Annotated in this window: 27 protein-coding genes; 4 read left to right on the forward strand and 23 right to left on the reverse strand. The window is 43.3% G+C overall.

What is annotated here, in order from left to right; all coding sequences use genetic code 11:
* Positions 1-138: 138 nt before the first annotated feature.
* The 8 genes from M1J35_RS15805 to M1J35_RS15840 form a co-directional block, all read right to left on the reverse strand.
* Positions 139-363 (reverse strand): YozE family protein, encoded by a 225-nt coding sequence (locus M1J35_RS15805; RefSeq protein WP_254651705.1) that lies wholly within the window; start codon positions 361-363, stop codon positions 139-141.
* Positions 364-466: 103 nt separating this feature from the next.
* Positions 467-757, reverse strand: a complete 291-nt coding sequence (locus M1J35_RS15810) for a YokU family protein (RefSeq protein ID WP_224519703.1) — start codon at positions 755-757, stop codon at positions 467-469.
* A complete protein-coding gene (gene ablA, locus M1J35_RS15815) occupies positions 750-2,177 on the reverse strand; it encodes a lysine 2,3-aminomutase (protein ID WP_224519702.1) in 1,428 nt (475 codons plus the stop codon). The genes M1J35_RS15810 and ablA overlap by 8 nt, the downstream gene beginning before the upstream one ends.
* A gap of 53 nt (positions 2,178-2,230) precedes the next feature.
* Positions 2,231-3,064, reverse strand: a complete 834-nt coding sequence (gene ablB / locus M1J35_RS15820; protein WP_224519701.1) for a putative beta-lysine N-acetyltransferase — start codon at positions 3,062-3,064, stop codon at positions 2,231-2,233.
* A 237-nt stretch (positions 3,065-3,301) separates the two neighbouring features.
* Positions 3,302-4,567, reverse strand: coding sequence for a peptidase (locus M1J35_RS15825; protein WP_224519700.1), 1,266 nt, complete (start codon positions 4,565-4,567; stop codon positions 3,302-3,304).
* A 14-nt stretch (positions 4,568-4,581) separates the two neighbouring features.
* A complete protein-coding gene (locus M1J35_RS15830; RefSeq protein WP_254651706.1) occupies positions 4,582-5,244 on the reverse strand; it encodes a 3-oxoacid CoA-transferase subunit B in 663 nt (220 codons plus the stop codon).
* Entirely contained in the window at positions 5,223-5,921 is a 699-nt protein-coding gene (locus M1J35_RS15835; protein ID WP_061811508.1) for a 3-oxoacid CoA-transferase subunit A, read from the reverse strand. Before M1J35_RS15835 ends, M1J35_RS15830 begins: the two co-directional genes overlap by 22 nt.
* Positions 5,922-7,229: an aspartate aminotransferase family protein gene (locus tag M1J35_RS15840; RefSeq protein ID WP_224519698.1), complete on the reverse strand. Its 1,308-nt coding sequence runs from the start codon at positions 7,227-7,229 to the stop codon at positions 5,922-5,924.
* 330 nt (positions 7,230-7,559) lie between these two features.
* On the opposite strand from M1J35_RS15840, the gene M1J35_RS15845 reads away from it, so the two are divergent.
* Positions 7,560-9,350: a methyl-accepting chemotaxis protein gene (locus M1J35_RS15845; protein WP_224519697.1), complete on the forward strand. Its 1,791-nt coding sequence runs from the start codon at positions 7,560-7,562 to the stop codon at positions 9,348-9,350.
* 66 nt (positions 9,351-9,416) lie between these two features.
* Here M1J35_RS15845 and M1J35_RS15850 read toward each other — a convergent pair whose 3' ends face one another.
* The 5 genes from M1J35_RS15850 to rsgA form a co-directional block, all read right to left on the reverse strand.
* Positions 9,417-9,563, reverse strand: a complete 147-nt coding sequence (locus tag M1J35_RS15850) for a YjcZ family sporulation protein (RefSeq protein WP_079531961.1) — start codon at positions 9,561-9,563, stop codon at positions 9,417-9,419.
* Positions 9,564-9,810: 247 nt separating this feature from the next.
* Positions 9,811-10,311: a PTS sugar transporter subunit IIA gene (locus tag M1J35_RS15855; RefSeq protein ID WP_061811461.1), complete on the reverse strand. Its 501-nt coding sequence runs from the start codon at positions 10,309-10,311 to the stop codon at positions 9,811-9,813.
* Positions 10,312-10,420: 109 nt separating this feature from the next.
* Positions 10,421-10,843, reverse strand: a complete 423-nt coding sequence (gene msrB, locus M1J35_RS15860) for a peptide-methionine (R)-S-oxide reductase MsrB (protein WP_061811462.1) — start codon at positions 10,841-10,843, stop codon at positions 10,421-10,423.
* Positions 10,836-11,381, reverse strand: a complete 546-nt coding sequence (gene msrA, locus M1J35_RS15865) for a peptide-methionine (S)-S-oxide reductase MsrA (RefSeq protein WP_254651707.1) — start codon at positions 11,379-11,381, stop codon at positions 10,836-10,838. The genes msrB and msrA overlap by 8 nt, the downstream gene beginning before the upstream one ends.
* Positions 11,382-11,534: 153 nt before the next feature.
* Positions 11,535-12,560: a ribosome small subunit-dependent GTPase A gene (rsgA, locus tag M1J35_RS15870; protein ID WP_254651708.1), complete on the reverse strand. Its 1,026-nt coding sequence runs from the start codon at positions 12,558-12,560 to the stop codon at positions 11,535-11,537.
* Between the two features lie 327 nt (positions 12,561-12,887).
* Here rsgA and M1J35_RS15875 point away from each other — a divergent pair, with 327 nt between their 5' ends.
* A complete protein-coding gene (locus M1J35_RS15875; protein WP_061811463.1) occupies positions 12,888-13,628 on the forward strand; it encodes a DUF4397 domain-containing protein in 741 nt (246 codons plus the stop codon).
* Between the two features lie 63 nt (positions 13,629-13,691).
* Here M1J35_RS15875 and M1J35_RS15880 read toward each other — a convergent pair whose 3' ends face one another.
* The 3 genes from M1J35_RS15880 to M1J35_RS15890 all read right to left on the reverse strand — a co-directional run bounded on the left by M1J35_RS15880 (position 13,692) and on the right by M1J35_RS15890 (position 16,150).
* Positions 13,692-14,279 (reverse strand): YpmS family protein, encoded by a 588-nt coding sequence (locus M1J35_RS15880; protein WP_224519694.1) that lies wholly within the window; start codon positions 14,277-14,279, stop codon positions 13,692-13,694.
* Positions 14,276-15,106 (reverse strand): SGNH/GDSL hydrolase family protein, encoded by an 831-nt coding sequence (locus tag M1J35_RS15885; RefSeq protein ID WP_034758592.1) that lies wholly within the window; start codon positions 15,104-15,106, stop codon positions 14,276-14,278. Before M1J35_RS15885 ends, M1J35_RS15880 begins: the two co-directional genes overlap by 4 nt.
* Before the next feature lie 78 nt (positions 15,107-15,184).
* Positions 15,185-16,150, reverse strand: coding sequence for a nucleoside hydrolase (locus tag M1J35_RS15890; protein WP_254653780.1), 966 nt, complete (start codon positions 16,148-16,150; stop codon positions 15,185-15,187).
* A 240-nt stretch (positions 16,151-16,390) separates the two neighbouring features.
* Between M1J35_RS15890 and M1J35_RS15895 the strand changes: the two genes are divergently transcribed.
* Positions 16,391-16,876 carry a PCYCGC motif-containing (lipo)protein gene (locus M1J35_RS15895; protein WP_224519692.1) on the forward strand — a complete coding sequence of 162 codons (486 nt, stop codon included), beginning with the start codon at positions 16,391-16,393 and terminating at the stop codon, positions 16,874-16,876.
* A 79-nt stretch (positions 16,877-16,955) separates the two neighbouring features.
* Here the strand turns inward: M1J35_RS15895 and M1J35_RS15900 are convergent, their stop codons facing one another.
* The 3 genes from M1J35_RS15900 to M1J35_RS15910 all read right to left on the reverse strand — a co-directional run bounded on the left by M1J35_RS15900 (position 16,956) and on the right by M1J35_RS15910 (position 19,004).
* Positions 16,956-17,798: a DegV family protein gene (locus tag M1J35_RS15900; protein WP_224519691.1), complete on the reverse strand. Its 843-nt coding sequence runs from the start codon at positions 17,796-17,798 to the stop codon at positions 16,956-16,958.
* A 198-nt stretch (positions 17,799-17,996) separates the two neighbouring features.
* Positions 17,997-18,248: a DUF2535 family protein gene (locus M1J35_RS15905; protein ID WP_034758584.1), complete on the reverse strand. Its 252-nt coding sequence runs from the start codon at positions 18,246-18,248 to the stop codon at positions 17,997-17,999.
* 93 nt (positions 18,249-18,341) lie between these two features.
* Positions 18,342-19,004 carry an SOS response-associated peptidase gene (locus M1J35_RS15910; protein WP_254651709.1) on the reverse strand — a complete coding sequence of 221 codons (663 nt, stop codon included), beginning with the start codon at positions 19,002-19,004 and terminating at the stop codon, positions 18,342-18,344.
* Between the two features lie 182 nt (positions 19,005-19,186).
* Here M1J35_RS15910 and M1J35_RS15915 point away from each other — a divergent pair, with 182 nt between their 5' ends.
* Complete coding sequence (locus M1J35_RS15915) at positions 19,187-19,825, forward strand: PAQR family membrane homeostasis protein TrhA (RefSeq protein ID WP_034758579.1); 639 nt, start codon at positions 19,187-19,189, stop codon at positions 19,823-19,825.
* A 52-nt stretch (positions 19,826-19,877) separates the two neighbouring features.
* On the opposite strand, the gene M1J35_RS15920 is transcribed toward M1J35_RS15915, so the two are convergent.
* From M1J35_RS15920 to M1J35_RS15935, 4 genes are all read right to left on the reverse strand, one after another.
* Entirely contained in the window at positions 19,878-20,600 is a 723-nt protein-coding gene (locus M1J35_RS15920; RefSeq protein ID WP_224521064.1) for a lysophospholipid acyltransferase family protein, read from the reverse strand.
* Between the two features lie 116 nt (positions 20,601-20,716).
* Positions 20,717-21,202 carry a dihydrofolate reductase gene (locus tag M1J35_RS15925; RefSeq protein WP_254651710.1) on the reverse strand — a complete coding sequence of 162 codons (486 nt, stop codon included), beginning with the start codon at positions 21,200-21,202 and terminating at the stop codon, positions 20,717-20,719.
* Complete coding sequence (locus M1J35_RS15930) at positions 21,199-21,993, reverse strand: thymidylate synthase (RefSeq protein ID WP_254651711.1); 795 nt, start codon at positions 21,991-21,993, stop codon at positions 21,199-21,201. Before M1J35_RS15930 ends, M1J35_RS15925 begins: the two co-directional genes overlap by 4 nt.
* Positions 21,994-22,015: 22 nt before the next feature.
* Complete coding sequence (locus M1J35_RS15935) at positions 22,016-22,705, reverse strand: anthrax toxin lethal factor-related metalloendopeptidase (protein ID WP_254651712.1); 690 nt, start codon at positions 22,703-22,705, stop codon at positions 22,016-22,018.
* Between the last annotated feature and the right edge of the window lie 76 nt (positions 22,706-22,781).

Below are 22,781 nucleotides of genomic sequence, written 5' to 3' on the forward strand. Positions count from 1 at the left end.
CTGACTATCTTTTCTTTAGGGTAAGAAATGTTTACATGAAATGACCAAAAAACGAATCAATAAGCATACCGCGGGACTTTTTAAAAAAGGACCGACGTTTGCGGGAAACAAATGTCAGTCCGTTGGCTTGGATTATCGTTAATCTTTTTCTTCTAATTGGTAATGGTCCCAGGCCATGTCGAAGATGGACATGCTTTCAAGGTAGTGCCCATTCATTTCGAGATAGGAGCTGATTTCATGGTATTGCCCGGACTGTTTCGGAAAGCTGTGATCATCATAAGCTGAATTCGCAAATCGGGTTATATCATCCTTGGCAGTAGGTTGCCTGTATTTCATCAAATAATGATAAAAGGATTTTCTCATCTCTTCCACCTGCCCTCGTTCTTTCTTTTCTAAAAGGATAGCGGAAGAAGATGAATTCGTAAAGTGTTTGCATCAAATGAGAGCATATCGGTGCCTCTACCTGCTAAAACCGAAAATAATTCTTCTTAAGTAAGCGGGGAAGAGCCATTAGCTCTTTATAAGAAATCACTTTATCAATTACCCTCGTATCAATCAGCATCAGTTGGTCCTCGATTTCATTGATGATGGATTCCTCTTGATAGTCCATCCCGCAATGACTGCAAGAGAGGCTCGGGACATTCGCAATCTGAACCGCCCGTGAGCCATCGGGCAGCTCCCAATACACACTTGACTGATGAGCATGAGCCGTGTTCTCTTCACACCATTCGCACAGTTTCACCGTATTTTCAGCCATTGATGGTTTCTTCCTTATCATCATTTTTGTCCTGATTCATTTTTGAAAGCATCGCTTTATGCTTCTTTTCCTTCAGCTGATCCCTTTTTCCCCTGAAGTCCTTGAGAGAGTTATGATCCGGGTTCTCCTGATATTCCTTGCGACGTTCCAAACGCTTGAGACCTGCAGGCGTAAGAGAGGAATGTGTCTGATTCATCAATCCAGCGATCCCTATGGTAGGTTCATTGATTTCTTCATCATGATAAACTTCTTTAAAGTATTCATCCGCCCTTCCTGCTACGTATTCCTCCGGTTCCGGATAGGTGGAAATGACGCCTTCGAAATTCCTTACGACCACTTTCGAAGCACTTTGGGATATCAGGTAATTCGGTTGAAGGGATATTTTACCTCCGCCTCCGGGAGCATCCAACACGAAGGTCGGTACGGCGTAACCCGATGTGTGTCCCCTCAATCCTTCAATGATTTCAAGCCCTTTGCTGACAGGTGCCCTGAAATGACCGATTCCCTCCGATAGGTCACATTGATAAATATAATACGGGCGCACGCGAATTTTAACCAGATCGTGCATAAGTTTCTTCATGATTGGAACGCTGTCATTGATGCCAGCCAGGATCACAGCTTGATTCCCTACAGGAACCCCTGCATTCACAAGCATCTCACATGCCTTTTTGGACTCTTCCGTGATTTCAATGGATGTATTGAAGTGAGTATTTAACCAAACCGGATGGTATTTCTTTAATATATTACACAGGTTTTCAGTGATCCGTTGTGGAAACACGACAGGAGCCCTCGTTCCGATCCGGATGATCTCGACATGGGGGATGTCCCTCAGGTTCTTTAATATATACTCTAATATTTGATCATTGATCAAGAGACCATCCCCGCCGGAAAGCAGGACGTCCCTTACGCTCGGCGTTTCCCTTATATATTCAATGGCCGCGTCAAGCTGCTTCTTCGGGACACCCATTCCGATCTGCCCGGAAAACCTCCTTCTCGTACAGTATCTGCAGTACATGGAACATTGATTGGTGACGAGGAATAACACCCTGTCCGGGTATCTGTGCGTTAACCCCGGTACCGGTGAATCCTCATCTTCATGCAAAGGATCTTCCAGGTCATACTTTGTTTTATGGATCTCCTGGCCTATGGGAACGGATTGCATCCGGATCGGGCAGCGGGGGTCATCCTCATTCATCAGCCATGCATAGTAAGGAGTGATATTCAACGGAATGGTCTTGGTTGAAATTTTGACCCCTTCTTCTTCCTCCGGCGTCAAGTTCACCACTTTCTTTAAGTCATCAAGGGTTCTGATTGTGTTTGTCAGCTGCCATAACCAGTCATTCCATTGTTCATCCGTGACATCTTTCCAAAGCTCAATATCCTTCCAATCCCTTTTTGGTTTATAGAGATTCATTTTCATCTATTCCACCAACTTTCCAGAAAGTTTCGTTCCACAAGACCAGGAGAATCCTTCTACCTTTCACTTAAATCCTTCTCCCAAATGTTCATATCTTCCATTTTGTCAAAGATGATGCAGTTATTCGCAAGTCTCCCACCATATCTGTACCCAAGCTGGTGGAATGCAGCATTCATCCCAAATGAAAGTGCTCTGGCAATCGTATAAGCGCAAAAAATGTTCTGTTTCACTAATTCATCCTCAAGCTTCGTCAGCAGATGCTTCATATACCCGCCTTTACGATGAGAAGATCTCGTAGCACAATCCGTTAGTTCAGCATTCTTGTTGGTTGCAGATATTTCAGCAGAAGCGGCGCTGATGATCCTTCCATCCTCCTCGATATATACAAAGATTGTCCCATTTTTCATGGATTCTTTTATATAATCGGGATCTTGTAATGGTACAGGATATAGCGTGAACACTTCTTGATAGAGATCTGCTAATTTCTCTGCGTGCCCCCCGGTGGCTACAGATATCAATCCTGACCCTTCCATGGTTTTACTATTCAGCTGTTGAACCGCTTGAAGAATGTCATCCTCTTTTCTCCAAAAAGAACTATTCCTTCGATCATCCGTCAGAAATTTACTCATAAAGAAAGCACTGTCTCCCCTAAAGTAACCGTTTACTCCCCCCTCTACAATAAATCCCTTTTCTATCAGGTGGGCAACCTGATTTGACTTTGCCTTCACAATGAACTTTTCGAACTGATGGGTCTCAGCTATAGTCACCATGAGCTCCAATAGCCTTCCTGCATTCCCCCTGAATTCATCCACCCGGAGTCTACGATTATAATCATCTTTATAAATGGTCGCTTCCACTTTTGGTTGTTGTATATATTCATATGTTTGCATTCTTTTAAGCCCCTTTTTAACAAACATATGAAGGCATGAGATAAGTTATGAAACAAACCACCATAAAAAGGGAACAACCTCATACTTGAATCAAGTGAGTTGTTCCTGTCTAAGGGTGAAGAAAGGGGTGGGTGTTTGACTTCGTTCTTTTGTCCTGGTGTGTCCGGGTCATGACCAATCCTCTCTCAGGCGAATGAGTATAGCATCTTATTACCTTCTACCCCATTGGGATGGAAATCATGAGGGTTTATTACACCAATCGATCATAAATCGAGAAAAAATTTCAGCCGATTGGTAAACCCTCTCTAATTCGATGTATTCATTTGCATCATGGGCCACTTGGGTTGTGCCCGGTCCAAAAATCACCACAGGCATATTGCCTCCTTGAGACAAAATCCCCCCATCCGTTCCCCAGGGAGAGGCTTCAATGATCGGCTCAGACGACATTACCTGCTTAGCATGCAGCGACAGGGTGTTAACTAATTCATGGTCACTTGGAAGGTTGCCCGGCTGCCAGCGCCCGCCAAACCATTCCACCTCGACAGGGTGTTCATCAAACCATGGATCGATTGATCTCAGCTTGGAAATTTCAGTTGTGAATTCCTGTTCGACTTCATGGAGTGTCTCCCAGGGTCCGACTCCTATCCTGCCTTCAATGATAGCCGTATCAGGAACGGAAGATGGCCATTTCCCACTTTCGATTCTTCCGATATTAACGGGTAACGGGATGGGAATATTCCGATACAATGGATCATCCACCCTCTCGTTACGTACATTCTCCAATTCCTGAAGAACGTGAATGACCTTATATGCTTTCTCTATTGCATTTACCCCTTCATACCTCGTTCCCCCGTGTGCAGATTTTCCTTTTACCTTTAGGCGAAACCACATGGATCCTTGCTGTTTAGGGAAGATCTTCATATTGGTCGGCTCAGGAATGATGACAGCATCCGCCTTATAGCCTCTAGTCAATGTGGCTAAGGTACCCGTTCCCCCACTTTCCTCTTCTATGACACTTTGAAAGATCACATCTCCCTTTAAAGGAATATTCAACTCCTGTATCACTTCGATGGCGAGTAGCAAAGCGACCGAACCGCCTTTCATATCCGTTGCTCCCCGCCCGTAAAGCTTCCCGTCCTCGATGAGTCCGCTATAGGGATCGTGAATCCAATCTCTTCTATCCCCTTCCGGTACAACATCGATATGTCCATTTAAAAGAAGGCTCTTTCCGCCGCCTGTGCCTTTTAAAACCCCTACCACATTGGGATTACCTTTAAAATTTGTCCGGTCACATTTGTAAAAGGGATGATGCTTGATATCAGTCTCTTTTATTTCCCAAATGTCCAGATCCAATCCGAGCTTTCTGCATTTCTCTATGATGATTGCCTGTGCCTTTGATTCGTTTCCCCTGACACTATCTTCCTGGACGAGTCTTTGCAGAAGCTTGATCGTCCTTTTCTTTTTTTCTTCTATTTTATCTTTTATGAGGCGATGAGTATCCATTTGAATTCCTCCCCCTACCCTATAAACTTGATATCAGGGCTTAAGATGTAACGGGCTTCTGTCGTCTCCTCTATATCCTTCAATGTGTATGGATTGAATATCTCACGCAGAATTAATTGATCACCTTCACGTGAGAATACAGCACGGTCGGTGATGATCATCGAAACACAGCGCCTGGCCGTTAATGGAAGGGTGCATTCCCTTACGATCTTGCTGCCGCCATTTTTGTCTAAGTGGGTCATGAGTACAATGACTTTCTTTGCTTTAGAGGCTAGTTCCGTTGCCCCCCCCATCCCCGGGACCTTTTTGCCCGGGATGATCCAATTGGCAAGATCCCCATTTTCACTGACCTGCAGGGATCCAAGTATCGTAAGATCGATCTTCCCCCGGCGGATCATGGCGAAAGCGATGGAGCTGTCTGTATAACATCCCCCCTCCACTAACGAAACCGGGAACCCCCCGGCATTGCACAGATTTTCATCTTCATTTCCTTCCAAGGGTACAGGACCGATGCCGATGATTCCATTTTCAGATTGAAAAATGACTGGAAATCCTTGAGGAAGGTGATCTGGAACGAGAGAGGGAATACCGATCCCGAGATTCACAATCATATTTTCTTTCACCTCAAGCGCTGCACGTTTTGCCATCTTTTCCTTCAATTCGTTTCCCAGGCCCATTTCCAATCGACTCCTTTAGACAAGACGATATGATCTACAAACACTCCTGAAGTGACGATTTCCTCGGGATCCAGCTCTCCGTAAGCAACCACTTCCTCCGTCTCGACAATCGTCACATCCGAGGCCATGGCGATCAGGGGATTCGTATTCCTTGCGCTCTTATCATAGACAAGGTTCCCGAATGTATCGGCTTTCTTCGCATAGACAATCCCCACTTCAGCAACCAGTGCCGCCTCGAATACAAAACGATCACCCTCTACCTCAACGAATGTCTTCCCCTTATTCAAATAGGGGTCATCCACCCCGATGTCGCTTATGATCCCTTTTAATCCCACTCCGCCTGCCCTGATTCTTTCAGCTAAGATACCTTGTGGGGAGAATTCAACTTCAAGCTTCCCTTCACTCATCAATCTTCCTGCAATCGGATTAGATCCTATGTGTGAAGCAATCACTTTCCTCACTCGATTCTTAGCAACCAATTGACCGATGCCGATGTGAGGGAACCCTGTGTCGTTTCCGATGATGGTAAGATCCTTCACACCCCACTCCACAAGATGCTTTATCATGCCAGGCGGGGAGCCAACCCCACCAAACCCTCCAAACATCATCGTCATTTCATCATGAAAAAAGTGGCGGATTCCCTCATAGTCGCTCAACTTATTGTGATGTGCGGACATCTACGTCACCTTCCAATTATCTGCTGCCATTTGAAAAGTCCTTCTCAACCTTTTAACCATCTCCTCAAGCTCTCTTTTCGTACTGTTCAATGGCGGTGCCACCATGATGGCAGAGCCCTTCCTGCCATCAATTCCAGCTGAAGCAGGGTATAACAATATCCCGTTATCCACTCCATTCTGCACGATGAAAGACGTAAATCCAGCACCCCGCTCATCAAATTCAATCCCCCACATGAGGCCCCGTCCCCTGATGTCCTGAATAAAGGAAAATTCTGTCCTGCATTTTTCCAGGAGATTCTTTAAATAGGTCCCTTTCTGATCGACACCTTCAATGATCTTTTCTGAATCGATCAGCTTAAGTACGGCCAATGCCGCAGTGGCAGACATGGGGTTCCCACTAAAGGTATGGCCGCTCATGATCACTTTACTTCCCTGTACGATCGGTTCCATGATCTTTTCTGAAATGAGGGTGGCAGCAATCGGGGCATATCCGGCACTGAGACCTTTACCGACAGCGACGATATCTGCCTTGACCCCCCATTGTTCCAAAGCTAAAAAGGTTCCCGTCCTCCCACATCCGGTCATGACTTCGTCGGAAATGAATAATATGTCATGGGCTTCACAGATTTCTTTAATCCGCTCATAATATCCCTTTGGAGGAGTGATGGCCCCCCCTGCTGCTCCGATGATCGGTTCTGCCATAAATGCAGCTATGTTCTCAGCGCCAATCCTCGTAATCATGGTATCCAGTTGGGACGCACATGCCAAACCGCATGAAGGGTAAGTCTTCCCAAATGGACAGTGTGCACAATAAGGGGGTTCGATGGTTGGCCAGTCCCCTAAAAAAGAATCAAACCGTTCCCTTCTTGATGGATGGCCTGAAGCAGATAAGGCCCCAAAAGTGATGCCGTGATAACTGAGCCACCGTGATAATATCTTTCTCTTCAGGGGCTTCCCTTTCTCCTGCCAATGTTGAATGGCGATCTTGATGGCTGTTTCCACTGCCTCTGATCCACTATTGACAAAGAAGGTCCAGGGATAACCAGTTTTATCATTCAAAAAGGAGGCTAACTCCTCTGCCGGCTGATTGCTGAACTGAGACCTGTACACAAAAGCCACTTTGTTTCCTTGATTCACGATTGATTGAAGGATTTCTTCCATACCATGTCCCAAATTTGCCGTCACCGCTCCAGAACAGGCATCTACGTATTCATGTCCATCGGTGTCATACAAGAAAACACCCTTTCCATAATCGATCGTTGGATATTGCTCCCCAATCAACGGTTTTATTAAATGCGAATGAGGCATTGTTCCCCCTCCTGAAAGAATCAGATTCGTACTCTCTTTCGATTCGCTCATCTGGGTGCTCATAAAGATTTCCCATACATTATTCATATGTGTGAAAAGCCGAATCTTTCATTTTTTATTAAAAAATCATCTTATCTTTGGATTTTCCCGGAAATCAGGCAATGATCGAAAGAGAGTTTCCTTTTTTCTATGATTGAAATATACTAAAATTCTCAAAAATTCGACAAAATTTCTGCAAATTGACTAGATATATTAGGTCGATATGTATAAAATAATGGTAAGTTCATCCTTTGATGCTACTTTTTTCTTTATCTTCAGGAGGGGGAAACGGTGAAAAAAACGAGAGAAAAATGGCTGAAATCGCCAAAAAGAAAGAAAATGAAAAAAGAAAGACCAAAAAGAAGCTTTGGTATATTCTCATACTTTCGTACTATAAGAGGGAAAGTCGTCCTGTCATTCGGCCTTTTGACCATTGTCCTGTTGGTCCTAGCGTCTACTTCTTATCTCAATATGATGAAGCTCCAGAAAGAAATCGACACGCTGATCACATATGATATGAAAGTCGATACCAACTTAAAGGATCTTTCAAAAGTATTAAACGATATCGAAATCGGGGAGCAAGGGTTCGTGATTACAGGTGCAACTGGTTTTCTTGCACCCTATCAAAATGGAAAAAAAGAAGTGGAAGGCCAAATCAAAGATTTACATTCACTTTTGAAAGATGACCCGGAACAGCTTGAGAAGATGGGAAAAATCGAAGCACAGTACGGTTTCTGGATGCAATTTGTTGATCGGGTGATCGAGACCAGGAAAGATAAAGGCCTCGAAAAGGCTGCGAACCTTGTCGAAACCGGAGTCGGTAAAAAATATCTGGACGGGATCCGCTCATATGTAGATATGATCGTCGTCGACCAGCAAAAAGATCTGGATGCACGGATCGACTCCCTGACCCGCCAAGTCCAACTGTCGCAAGTCGTCACCATCGGCTTATCGGCATTCGCCGTTCTATTGGCGGTATTCTTTGGAATCATTTTATCTCATACGATTAAAACCAATACAAAGAAAATCAGTACATCCATTTTGGAGATTGCCAATGCAGGTGGAGACTTAACGAAACGGATCCATGTTAAATCAAAAGATGAGCTGGCTGACCTGGCGTCGGATACGAATCAGCTTATCGCAGGGATCGCATTGCTTGTAAAACAGGTTTCAGAGATGGCAGAAAATGTATCTGCAAGCAGCCAGGAGCTTCTCGCATCTGCAGAGGAAACATCGCGCACAATCACGTCCATTGCGGAAACATCGAGTGAAATTGCCGCTGGAAGCGACCAGACGACACATCGCATGTCCTCTTCATTAGAGAAGATGAACAGCTTGGAGGAAGCCGCCCGCTTCTTATTCAACCAGGCAGAACTTGTCAGACAAACCGCTCGTGACATGAGAGTCGTTGCTGAAAAAGGCGGAAAGACTGTCCATGCCTCTTCAACTAAAATGATGAGCATTGAAGAAACCATGTCCAATACCAGTGAAACCGTTGAAGCCCTGGGACAACGTTCAACACAGATCACCACTATTATCGGAACCATCACTGACATTGCCGAACAAACCAACCTTCTCGCTCTGAATGCTGCCATCGAAGCAGCAAGGGCAGGGGAACACGGCAGGGGATTTGCAGTTGTAGCAGATGAAGTCAGAAAGCTTGCTGAACAATCCCGCCAGGCTGCCAAGGGTGTAACGGAAATCGTCCACAGCATTCAGGAAGAAGTCAATATCATCATCAAGCAAAACTCCGACGGGGTGAAGGAAGTCATCGCAGGAGTAGAAATCACCAATGAGACCAATGCATCACTTGAAGATATCCTGAGCCAAACGACGAAAACAACAGTAGTCGTGGATGAAATGGTCGACCATATTCAGGAAACACTGAATCTCAGTCAAGAGGTGGCCACTTCATTTGCCCATGTCAATGAAATTGCCGAATCTACCGCATCTAACACTGAAACCACTGCAGCTGCATCAGAGGAAGGATCCGCTGCCATGGAACAAGTCACGGCAAGTGCTTCTGAACTTTCACAGCAAGCTGAAAAACTGAAAGAATTAATTTCCAGCTTCAAAATATAATCCAAAAAGAGCTGTCTAGCGACAGCTCTTTTTTTCATCATTATTTTCAACTATCCTCTAAACGGATTAATGTCCGCAGTAACAAACGGCTCCAATAATAATCAACAGGATGAATAACACAACGATTAACGCAAAACCACTACCGCCACAACCGGCAACCGGATAAGCATATCCACCTTGATAACATGGATCACAGCCATAACCATAGTTCATACCTATCTCTCCTCAAAAAATTATTTATTTACCTTATACTCTATGTCATTCACCTAGAATGTGTTTGTGCATCCGCCCATTTTTATTTCATGAGACTTCTTTACGCATATCTTATGAGGGTCATTCAATGGATCATTTTTATTTTTTGCTTCATTTACCAAAATCAAAATATGGGCATTCCTATTCCACCGAAAACTTATCCCATAAAAAAAAAGACCGGCATCTTCGCCGGTCTTTCCACTTACAATTATTTTGAAGAGATTTCCAATACTTCTTCCTGTCCTGCCGTCACACTAGTCACGTCTTTTTTCACAAGATCTCCCATGTCATCACCGTTTGTGATGATGATAGGTGTGATGGTGCTTTTCGCTTTTTCTTTTACAAGTTCCAGGTCGTACGTGATCAATGGATCTCCGATACTCACTTTTGAACCTTCTGAGATATGGGCTTCAAACCCCTCACCGTTCATCGAGACCGTTTCAAGTCCAATATGGATGAGGATCTCAGCGCCGTTTTTCGCTTTGATTCCAACTGCGTGTTTAGTCGGGAAAAGCTGCATGATTTCACCGTCTACTGGGGAAACGACTTTTCCTATCGTCGGATCGATGGCAATTCCATCCCCCATCATTTTTTGTGAAAATACAGGGTCCGGCACTTCTTCAAGCGATTTCACGGTACCTGTTAAAGGTGCTACAGCATTAACCGTTTTAGGTGCTTCTTCTTTTTTGCCAAAAAGCTTTTTAAGCATCAATATTCACCTTCCTCTTCATATTTTTATATACACATATGTAACTCAAAGTAAACATGAAAAGTCTATTTTAGCACATATGTGAATGTTTTCACAGTAATTCATTATGTTAGAATAACTTCTTGTATACCCCGTAGCCTTCCTCTTCCAATTTCTCGACGGGGACAAATCTGAGTGCTGCAGAATTGATACAATACCGGAGTTTTGTCGGACCGGGTCCATCATTGAACACGTGACCCAGATGAGAATCGGCCTCTTTGCTTCTAACTTCCGTCCGGACCATAAAGTGACTTCTATCTTCTTTTTCCGAAACCTCTTCTTCATCGATCGGTTTGGTGAAACTCGGCCAACCGCAGCCGGCATCATATTTGTCCTTCGAGCTGAAAAGAGGTTTACCTGACACGACATCCACATAGATGCCCTCTTCGAACGTATTCCAATACTCATTTCTAAACGGCGGCTCCGTCCCATTATTCTGGGTGACATCATATTGCTCGGGTGTCAGCTTTTTCTTTAAATCATCTTTACTCATTCTTATCCCCCCAATGATTTTCAATGAATGCAACTCTTCCAGATCCCCTGCTGTATCGTTTATAATGACCCGGGTTCTTTTTGTAATAGTCCTGATGGTATTCCTCTGCAGGATAAAATTCCTTGGCAGGTAAAATCTCTGTGGCAATTGGCTTGGAAAAGATCCCTGACTTCCCGAGCCTGTCCTTTGATTCCTCAGCAAGTCTCTTCTGCTCTTCGTCATGGTAAAAAATGACCGTTTTATACGATTGGCCCCTGTCAAAAAACTGACCGCCGGGATCCGTGGGGTCGATTTGCTGCCAGTACAGTTCCAATAACTTTTCGTAAGGAAAAACGGAGGGGTCATATTCGATTTGAACAGCTTCATAGTGCCCTGTCGTTTCTGAACATACTTCTTTATAAGATGGGTTTGGAACGTGTCCCCCTGTGTATCCGGATGTCACACTTCCGATTCCGGGCTGTTCATCAAATGGTTTTACCATGCACCAAAAACATCCTCCGGCAAACGTGGCTTTTTGATACATTTCAGTTTCTGACATGCTCGTCATCCTTTCCATAACATTCTCTTTCACTATTCCCTTTGTATGCGATTTTAACGCATTCCTGTTAAAAAGGGAAAGCAATTAGCTTGAATCAAACCTCACCATGATTAAAAAAAAGAGCGCCCACCAAAGGGTCACTCTTTTCGTCCTTTATTTAAGCTTTCTCTGCTTCCCTATACTTTTCCACTTCTTTCGTTCCAAAGATTCTAACCGCTTATTTCCCCGTCTTTCCATGTAAGCGATTTCCCTTTGCAGCTTCTGATAGTGTTCGAGCCTCTCCTCTGAAAGACTTCCTTCTTCAATGGCCATGCGAATCCCGCAGCCTGGTTCATCTTCATGCTGGCAGTCATTGAATCGGCAGTGAAGGGCTAATTCCTCAATGTCATGATATTGTGTGGACAATCCTTCCTGCCCCTGCCACAATTGGATTTCTCTCATCCCCGGTGTATCAATGATCGCAGCACCATTTTCTAACAGGAACAGTTCCCGATGAGTCGTGGTATGCCGGCCTTTGTCATCGGATTCCCTTATTTCCTTTGTCTTCTGGACATCATCTCCTACAAGAAGATTGGTCAGTGTGGATTTTCCCACTCCTGAAGAACCAACGAGGGCGACGGTTTGCCCCTTATTTAAATAAGGCATCAGGTTCTCTATCCCTTCCCGACTAACGGCACTTATGGTAACGACTTTCACCCCAAGCAAAGTATTCTCCACTTCTTTTTTCTTTTCTTCTATATCGGAACACGTGTCCGATTTTGTCAGGACGATGACAGGATTTGCACCGCTTTCCCAGCATAGAAGTAAATAGCGCTCCATCCGTTTGCTATTGAGATCATCGTTTAATGAAGATAGGATGAAGACTGTATTGATATTCGCGGCGATGATTTGCTCTTCTGCTTCATTTCCTGCTTTTTTCCTCGAGAATTTACTAATCCGTGGCAGTACTTTTTCAATGACCGCCCCTTCCTTGCTTAGGAGTACCCAGTCACCTACTGCGGGTAGATCTTCGCGCTGAATGGTGTCAAACCTGAGTTTCCCTGAAATCTTACTTAACACTTCCCCTGTTCGTGTCATGACCATAAAGGCACCCCTTTGTTCAGTCACAACCCTTCCCAATATAAAGCCTTCTTCTGTCAGGTGGTTCATCATTTCAAAAACTGTTTCTCTCGTATTCAACTTGTTTCCTCCCAAATAAAAAAATCCGTTGCGTGGTTCGACACGTCAACGGATTTTTCACGAAAGAAGAAATGAAAAAAATCAAAGAATCCCGTTTAAAGTGAGTTGACGTGCAGAACCGATATTATACATATTTACATTAGCCTTTTGCTCAATTAATGATAGGTTCATATGACATCACCCACTTTCTCAATTAGTACTTTTATTATCCAATATTTTCATCCGGTTTGCAAGCTATATTTCTGATTTTTATAAAAATAGGTGTTTTCACCATTTTTTCTCCCCGGCATATTCTATTGTGTTAATACTGTTAAGGGAGAGATACGGATGAGCCAACATGATTATTTGACGAAAGCTGCGATGTATGACTTGTTATCCGGTTATTATAAATATTCCGATCCGTCCATGCACGTTCATTACTACCAGAAGCACCTTAAATATATGAGGCTTGCCATGCAGGCGCAGCGAGCTGACATGACAACCTCTACACAGCCTTCGTACGTCCGTGTGTTACATGCCGTCCCTGATGCACCGAATGTTGATGTATATGTGAACGGAAATCGTGTATTACGGGATGTAGCCTTCAAGGATGTGAGCGATTATTTAACTTTACCAGCCGGAAAGTATCATATTGATGTCTATCCTGCAGGTACAAGTGTGACGACAGTCATTAGTAAAAAAGTGAAAATCGATCCAGGAAAGATCTACACTCTCGCAGCTGTTGGAACACTGAATAAAATGCAATTACTTCCTTATCTGGATGATCCAACAGTGCCAAGCGGAGAAACAAAGGTAAAGTTCATTCACCTTTCCCCTGATGCCCCGGCAGTCGATATAGCTGTGAAAGGCGGGGATGTTATATTCCCGGATATATCCTTTAAACAAGCCACCGATTATCTTGGGTTGACTCCAATGACCGTCAATCTCGAAGCAAGGGTCGCCGGAAGTAAAAACAGTGTACTGAGCGTTCCGAATGTGAAGCTGAGCCCAAATCAGGCATACACGATCGTTGCCGTTGGATTAGCCAATGGAACACCGGAACTTGAAGCTCTATTGCTGAAAGGATAGAGTCACAGCATAAAGAGGTTTACCATACAAAAAAGGTGACTCCAGAAGGAAGCCACCTTTTTCTTATTGAGCACGGTCGACAGGGACGAGTAGTCTGAAAGAAATATTATCTTCTTTCAAATCAAATTTGTTTGCCCGTACTTTCACATCACTCTTCAGTTTCATGTCTTGCAGTGAGACGTAAATCAATTCATCATTGGGTTGAATCTTTACCCAATCCGGAAAATTATAAGAATCTCTGATCACTTTCAATACATAGTTGACCGGAAGATTCAGTGAACCTACTGAAATGGATTTTTGTTTTAAGAGAATATCCCCATTATCCAACGCCTTCGGTTCAAAACTCAATTTAAAGTCCAGATCTGAAGTAAAGACAGGGACGGATCCCAGTAGTTCAACATCATCCTTGAGCTGAACATCGTAATCCACCGGCCCTTTCATCCCTTCTTCTTCAATATAATGTTCAATGATTAGATTTAAATCTTTCTTGTTGGTCTCTACATTAAATCCAACTTGTTGATCTGTATTATTGTTGTTGTCAGGCAGTGCATCATCCTTTACAGGCATAAAGATCATGGATACGATGATGACGAATCCAAGTATGATCATACCTAAAAGGACAAAGAACCCCACCTTCCATTTGTTCTTCATGACGGCTGCTCCTCTTCCTCAACAGAATCTTTTCTATCTGTCAATGTAGCTAATGTTTCCCCTTTTGCAAGATCCGTAAACATTCGGTCTGCGATCAGCTTATACCCTTCATCATTCGGATGAAAGTAGTCTTCATACAACAAAGTATCCCCTGCATCGATAAATAAGTCCTCGATTTTCACGAATAACGTCTTATCATAACCCGTCAGTATCTGTATGCTTGCTTCATTCCAATTATGAATCACCTGATTGACTTCATCAATATCCGAAAACCAAGTATTAAAAGGATTATACAGACCGACCAGGACAATGCCTGCATCGGGGTTATAACTTCTGATCGTTTCAATGATCTCTTGTAACCGGAGTTGATATTGTCGTTTCTCCTCCTGGAATACCTCTAACTTCAAGTGTGATAAATTTTCACGAAAAATTTTCATAACATCGTTTCCACCGATGGTGATCATCACTAAATCAGATTCTTTAATGGAAGATTTCACATCTTCCTTCTTCAGTCTTTTCAGTAGTTGATCGGTACGGTTTCCTCTTACTCCGTAGTTATGAAACTGGGCATCCTTAACCCCATCCAATGTTTCGAGACTTTTTTCCAGATAAGGAACATACCCTCCCTTTTTCGTACTGTCACCGACACCTTGAGTCAATGAATCTCCTATTGAAACCACCTTCAAGTTTTTCGGTATAAATGTTTCATTGGGACTTTCTTTATCCCACTTGGATACTTCCCTTGTAATATGATCAGCAGCATCTTCCAACGAACACCCTGCCAGGAAAAAAACAAAAGCGAGCATGAGAATGGACATTTTCTTCATATGTGTCACCTCGCTTACTCTTTTAATTATTATATCACGGTTCTTCACCTGTAAAACATTAATACACTCATCCATCGGTCATCGCCAATCCTGACGGCTCGGTCCTGATTGTAAAGTAGAAAAAACTTCCTTTATAAATTGTCCGTAATGGAATTGTTTTGCAATTTTATGAACACGCCATGGTTCCTTATCCGTTGACTTCCTGAAATCCCCGACGCTTTGACCAAAAGTACAACCGGTATTGACGGCCACCCGTATCGGGACTTCCTCGAATATCATCTTCCCTCCATCGGCAAGGGCCCACATGGCCACTAGATCATGAAGGGGACTTCCAGTAATATCCGGATACGTCTTCTTATAAAACCCGTAATAATAATCAACCATTGGTTTAATGATCTGGCCAACTTTATCATTTGATTTCAGATAAAATTCGTGTAGTTGATCGATCATTAGGGGAGTTATGAGTGCATACATTGTAACATCCAAAGGTATGAGGTGAATTTTCTTCGGGGCAAGCTGAATCAGGATATTCGCGGCATAAGGATCTCCATAGAAATTGGCTTCTGCGGTCGGGGTGACATTCCCAGGAACATTGAAAGCCCCACCCATCACATAAAATTCTTTGACTTTCTTCATCGTTTCCGGGTACAAGATGAAAGCAGTGGCTAATGAGGTCAATCTGCCGGCAGAGTAAATATAGAGTTCTCCTGCGTATTGATTGATGAGTTCCTTGATTTCATAGAAATTTTCACTTATGTCGGAAGGGTCGAATGCCATTTCATCCGGGACGATCGGCCCGAGTCCAGCCACCCCATGAACTTCCGGATAGAAATTCGGCCGGGTACCCGTCAAGGCAGAGACTGCACCACCAATAACCGGGATATCGGTTATCCCCGTAATGCTTTGCAGGTATTTTACATTTTTCAATGCGGATTCTCTGGAAACATTCCCATAGTCCGAAACAATCCCAACAACTTCAATCGTATCGCTATAGTAAGCATACAGTACTGCGACGATATCATCGATTCCAAAATCTGAAATCACCAAGACTTTTTTTTTATCAGACAAGCACATACACTTCCCTTCATCAAACATCCTCTAATAAGGAGGAAATGCTGTCGTTCAAGATTCTATCTGAGCCTTTCTTGCCTATTATATTTCTATGATATGTTGATTGTAGTTATGAGGTGGCAAGAATATTCATAAAATCAACCATAACATGGACGAACCCGTGATGGTTACCATGCTACAATAACTATATATCTAAAATGAAAGGTGATTGGAATGAAGAAAAATCTCTTTTTGTATTTCACATGTTTGATTGGTTTATTAGGATTACTTGCCGGTTGTTCAAGTGATCAGAATGAAGATCCTCATAAGGACCATACTGCGGCAAACGGGGACATCAGGGAAGAAACCGCTTCTGTCGACACCCTTCCCTCATTTCTTGACGATAAGGATGACAATATGAGACTCATCTATTCCTCGGCAGCTAAAAACCCTGATCTCCTAAAATATATTCCTTGTTATTGCGGGTGCGGGGATTCAGCCGGGCACGAAAGCAACCTGAATTGCTTTGTTTATAAAACGGAGGGGGACAAAGTGGTGTGGGACGACCACGGTACCAGATGTGAGCTTTGCTTGAAAATCGCAGCTGAATCCATCGTAAAATATAAAAATGGCGAATCCATCAAGCAAATCAGAACATTCATTGATGAACAATATAAAGAAGGCTACGCAAAGCCCACCCCGACTCCGATGCCATCATGATAACAGGCAGCAGGTTTACCTGCTGTCTTTTTCATCCAAAAAAAAGACGAAAGGATCAATTCCCCTTCGTCTTTTTTCATTAGTCTGTGTAATACATGAAACCGATGGCCCCGATACCTGTATGTGTACTGATGATAGGCGTTGTCGGTGCGATTTCGATTTGATCGTATCCTGTTTTCTCTATGATCTTGGCTTTCAGGTTTTGAGCGAGATTCATCCCATCCGCATGGACGAGTCCAACTCCCCTTATGGTCTTTCCTTTCACATCTTCCACAAATTGTGCCGTTAAATACTTCACTACCTGTGAGTGACTTCGAACCTTTGCAACCGGAGTATACTCTGCTCCTTCCAGTGATGCAATCGGCTTGATATTGAGCAGGGAACCGATCATGGCGCGCCCTTTCCCGATTCTCCCACCCTTTACAAGGTTTTCAAGGGTATCCACCACGACAAACAACTTGGTGTTGGAACGGATCTCTTCGATGGCTTCAAGGATTTCATCCATAGACTTTCCTTCTTGAGCAAGTTTGGCGGCTTCAATCACCTGGAAGGCCAAGCCTTTTGAAATGAAACGGGAATCTACTACCGTCACATCTGCTGAAGACATTTCCGCAGCAGACTCTGCCGATCGAACGGTCCCACTCATATTACCGGTCATATGTATGGATAAAACGCGTGATCCATCGTTACCTAATTCATCATACAGTTCAACAAATGACCCTGCAGGCGGTTGAGAACTTTTTGGTAATTCTTTCGAGGCCTTCATTTTTTCTAAGAAGCTCAGAGGTGAAAGATCTACTCTATCTAAGTATGTTTCTCCATCAATTGAAATGGACAGAGGAACCACATGAATATCCAATTCTTTTACGACTTCATCAGATAAATCAACTGTCGAATCTGTTACAATCTTAATTTTGGTCAATTTTGCCACATCCTATCTCCCATATCATTAGTATTATATCGTTAATCGCTGAGGATTTAAATAGATAGTAAGCATTTAACTGATTGGACATGGATCGATATATAAATGCCGGGATAAGCCCCTAACAGAATGGAAGTCATATAAAAAGGTCTGATCCATGGGCATATCTATGCCTTTAGGATCAGAACCCCGCAAAACTTATGCATTATTCTTTAACTCTTCTGATTGATAAATTTCTTCGTACTCTGACCATTTCGTCGTTCTCTTTAAATGTTCTCTAAAGCTGAAGATGGTCTTAGGCCCATGATGATTCATCACTTTCGTGATAAATTGATGCAGCCTGAGATTTACCCTTAGGTAGAGAGGGCTGTCTTTCTTCAATACAGGAACTTCTGAGATTTTGACCTTCCGTCCATACTTTGATTTGAACTCGATGGTTTTGGTAAGCAAAGTATCAATCCTCTTTTTCACCCGTTTATGCCTATATTATACCCTATTTACGTCCGCATAAAATGTCAAACCATGCAAAAGTATGAAAATTTTTTATCCTACAGATGATACCGGAACAATGCATTCAGAGGTGTCATGTTTAGGAGAGTTCACGTAGGTGGACACCCGGTAACCCTCCATCATTTCACGTGGGAGTGGCTTTAATACGGATGCAGCCTGATCAAAGGAATATTCATCAGTGTTGAGCCATTTCTCAATATCTTCACTGTTTGTTAGCATCACAGGCATTCTTTCATGTACATCTTCAACCAGAGAATTGGCTTCGGTTGTCAGAATGGTCGATGTGGTGACCTCCCCATTCCTGTCCCATAATCCGGCAAAAACAAATGGCTGTTCTTCTTTCAATTTGAACCTTATCGGAATCCTCCCTGATTCCTCCTTCTTCCATTCATAAAAACCGTCAGCAAAGATCACCATCCTTCTTGAATGCACAAGGGATTTAAAACTGGGTTTGACAAGGAGCGTTTCACTACGGGCATTGATCAATGGCTTCCACTTAGAAGCGTCAGCCCAATGGGGAACAAGCCCCCATTTGATTTCACCTGCCCTCCTCTTCCCCTTATGAGAAATAAGGGAAAGGACGTTCTGGGATGGAGCGATATTGTATCTCGGCTGCCAGTCTTCAAGAAATTCATCAATCAAATAGAGTTTTACCAATTCTTCCAAGGGGGTCGTCAAAGAAAATCTACCGCACATATTTGGCACCTCATCATCGTTTCTTTACTTAGGAATATACATCATTCCGCACTCGAATCCAACCATAACACTTTACTCCTTTACTATGTTGATGATTGCACAATAGCTTAAAGAGGATTATCATGAATACATGAGACTCGTTAAGCGATCAATTTGACGATCGTAGAAAGGATGAAACCACCTTGACATATGATTTCGATTTTTCAAATTGGAAAGAAGAAGTTGCGAACGCCATCACCCATGGTATCGGATTGATTCTCAGCATTCCGGCATTAGTGATGTTAATCATTTTTGCCGTTCACGAAGGGTCTGCCTGGCATATCGTCAGCTTCTCGATATTCGGAGCTTCGATGATACTTCTTTACTTATTTTCGACACTCTTGCACAGCTTTAAGCCTTCTAAGGTGAAAAATTTATTTGCGATATTGGATCATTCGGCCATTTATGTGCTGATTGCAGGAACGTATACGCCATTTATGCTTGTCAGTGTGAGAGGCGCATTAGGATGGACGTTATTTGGAATTGTATGGGGTCTTGCCATAGTGGGGATCGTGTTCAAGTGTTATTTTGTTCAACGCTACCAAGTGGTATCCACCCTATTCTATCTTGTGATGGGCTGGCTCGTGATCATTGCGATTAAACCACTTTATGCCAGTTTAACAGGTGCAGGATTCGGACTTCTCTTAACAGGAGGGATCATGTACTCCGTTGGTGCCATCTTCTACGTGTGGAACAAGCTTCCTTATAATCACGCCATCTGGCACCTGTTCGTCCTTGCCGGCAGCGGTTTTATGTATTTCTGTATATTGTTCTATGTGTAAATTCATCATTCCAATGGATAAAAAGGTCCAGCGTCTGGCTGGACCTTTTTTATTATGCTGCGATTCTCATTTCGTCCAAGGCAGCCTGTATGATTCCTTGAACCTCGATTGATAACTCCTTTACGTCTTTATCCGCTATATACGCGGAAGAAAGGGAGGGAAGGACTTCGACATATATGTCGCAGGGCTTGATGCCGTGTCTTTGTTTTTCAAACATGTCGGCCGTCCCCTGTATGACGACCGGGACGATCGGGACGGCGGCATCCTTCGCCATCCGGATCCCTCCTGTCTTAAATTCCTTCAACGCTCCACCCTTGTTTCTGGTACCCTCAGGAAAAATTAAAAGGGAGTGCCCATTTTTCAGAACCATACCACCTTCACGGATCGACAGCACGGCCTGTCTCCGATTCTTCCGATCAATGAAAATGCATGAAATCATTTCCATCCAACCGCTTATGATCGGCAATTTCTTCACTTCCATTTTTGAAATAAATCCAAAAGGCTTTGGAATGGAACCTAACAGGACAGGAACGTCAAAATCCCCTGAATGATTGGCTACAAACAGGACCGGCCCCGCAGGAAGCGCCTCCTGCCCCTTAATATGTACATTGCTTCCGGTCCGTTTCATGATACCTCTGGACCACCTTTTAGGTAGATCATGAACGATCCCGTCCCGTTCCTCGACTGACATATCCCTATCCAGTCTTTTTACCTTTTGAAGTGTCGGGATGCTATATAGAAGATATAGCCCCATATAGATCAACACATACACCATTCTGAACACAGTATGATCCTCCTTGATTTTCCTTATCTATTATACAGGATACGATTCGTCAGGAGAATAAAAAAAGGGGAAGCCCATTATGATCTGAGCTTCCACCGGAAGATCATCTATTTTCTTTCATAGATCCTGAATTCATAGTCGTAAGGATTCTTTTCGTCCCTTACACCCTTTTCTGATGAGATACAAGTGAATTCTTCCCATGGAATGGCCGGCATGGTCGTATCCCCTTCAAATTCATGATGGATCTGTGTGACATATAGTCTTTCTACATGGGGGATGAACTGTTTATATATTTCTCTTCCACCCATGATAAAGATTTCTCCGCCATTTTCTTTAGACCACTCCAGAATTTCTTCAACAGAATGCATCACAAGGCAGCCTTCTTGTTGAAATGCTGTATTTCTGGTCAAAATGACATTTTCACGATTTGGCAGCGGCTTACCGATGGAATCGAATGTCTTTCTCCCCATGACGATGGAATGTCCGTTCGTCGTTTTTTTAAAGAATTTCAGATCCTCAGGCAGTCTCCAAGGCAATCCATTATCTTTCCCGATCAGCTGATTCTGATCCATCGCCCAAATAAACGAGATCATACACTCACGACTCCTTTGATATGCGGATGGGGATCGTATCCTTCCAGTTTGAAATCTTCGAAAGTGAATTGGAATATGTCCTTCACTTCAGGATTGATTACAAGCTTCGGCAACGATTTAGGCTCTCTTGAAAGCTGTAAGTTCACTTGATCTATATGATTTTGATAGATATGCACATCTCCGAATGTATGGACGAATTCACCTGCTTCTAGATCACAAGCCTGTGCAACCATCATCGTTAAAAGAGCATATGAGGCAATATTAAAAGGAACACCAAGGAATACATCGGCAGATCGTTGATATAACTGACAGGATAACTTACCATCTGCCACGTAGAATTGGAAAAGGCAGTGACAAGGAGGTAAAGCCATGTGATCCACATCGGCGACATTCCATGCGCTGACGATCATCCTTCTGGAGTCAGGATTATGTTTGATCGTTTCGATGAGGTTTGTGATCTGATCGATCGTTTCACCGTCTGCACCTGACCAAGATCTCCACTGATGCCCGTATACAGGTCCCAATTCACCATTCTCATCTGCCCATTCATTCCAGATACGGACTCCGTTTTCCTGTAGATAGGCTACGTTGGTATCCCCTTTTAAAAACCAAAGCAGTTCATGGATGATGGATTTGACATGCAATTTCTTCGTTGTAAGAAGAGGGAATCCCTCCTGTAAGTCAAAACGCATCTGGTAACCGAACGTACTGATCGTACCCGTCCCCGTCCGGTCCTCTTTCTTTGTCCCATTTTCCAGTACATGTTTGCACAAGTCTAAATACTGCTTCACAGTGACCACACCTTTTACTAGTTTATAGTTCTTTAAAAAATCGATATGTTGCGGGTGCCTTTTCTTTCAGTAGATTCCTAGTTTCGGGATTCAAATAGTACATCGCAAATGTTTCTGCAAAATATTCTTCTTTGTATTGAATGAAATATTCTTCACCCGGGAAAACCCGGGGTGCTTCCCTTTTCCAAAGGGGTAGGAATTCCAGCTCATAATATAGATCCGTCAACACGTACCGATCAATGCTATGGGCGAACTCATGAAGTTCCAGATTATATGAGTTGTGCCCTTTTCCTTTCCCGCTATGACCGATCTTTACCAGTACAAGCTTGGAACCACCTATTCCAGGGACATCATCCCACGTGATACTTTTATTAGTGTACCCTCTCGGGGTGACTCCTTTCAAGTGACTTGTGGTAGAAAAATCGGTTAACTTGGTTTGGAATAATCGAATCTTGATATTCTGCGATTCGGCGGACTCCAAGAGCGAGGTCGGAATATGATCCAGTCGTTTGATCATAGCACCGGCCTCTTCTTGATCAAACGTTGACTCTGGTAAGAGGATCATATTTTCCAGTTGCTCACTGGATTGAAGATTTAGCTGTGTTTTAAGGGGTGAGTGTTTTAAGAGGGTACCATCGTAAGTAGCATTTGTATGGGTCCAGAGAATGACAAGAGTGATTATATTCAGAAGGATGATGAAGGTACGTTTCACATTGATCCCTCCTTTTTCTTATGATCCGACAATGATACAATTATTACTATTTTACCATAATGATAGACCCGATTTC

Origin of the sequence: Rossellomorea sp. KS-H15a, from assembly GCF_024195245.1 — a bacterium.
In the GTDB taxonomy this organism is placed as follows: domain Bacteria; phylum Bacillota; class Bacilli; order Bacillales; family Bacillaceae_B; genus Rossellomorea; species Rossellomorea vietnamensis.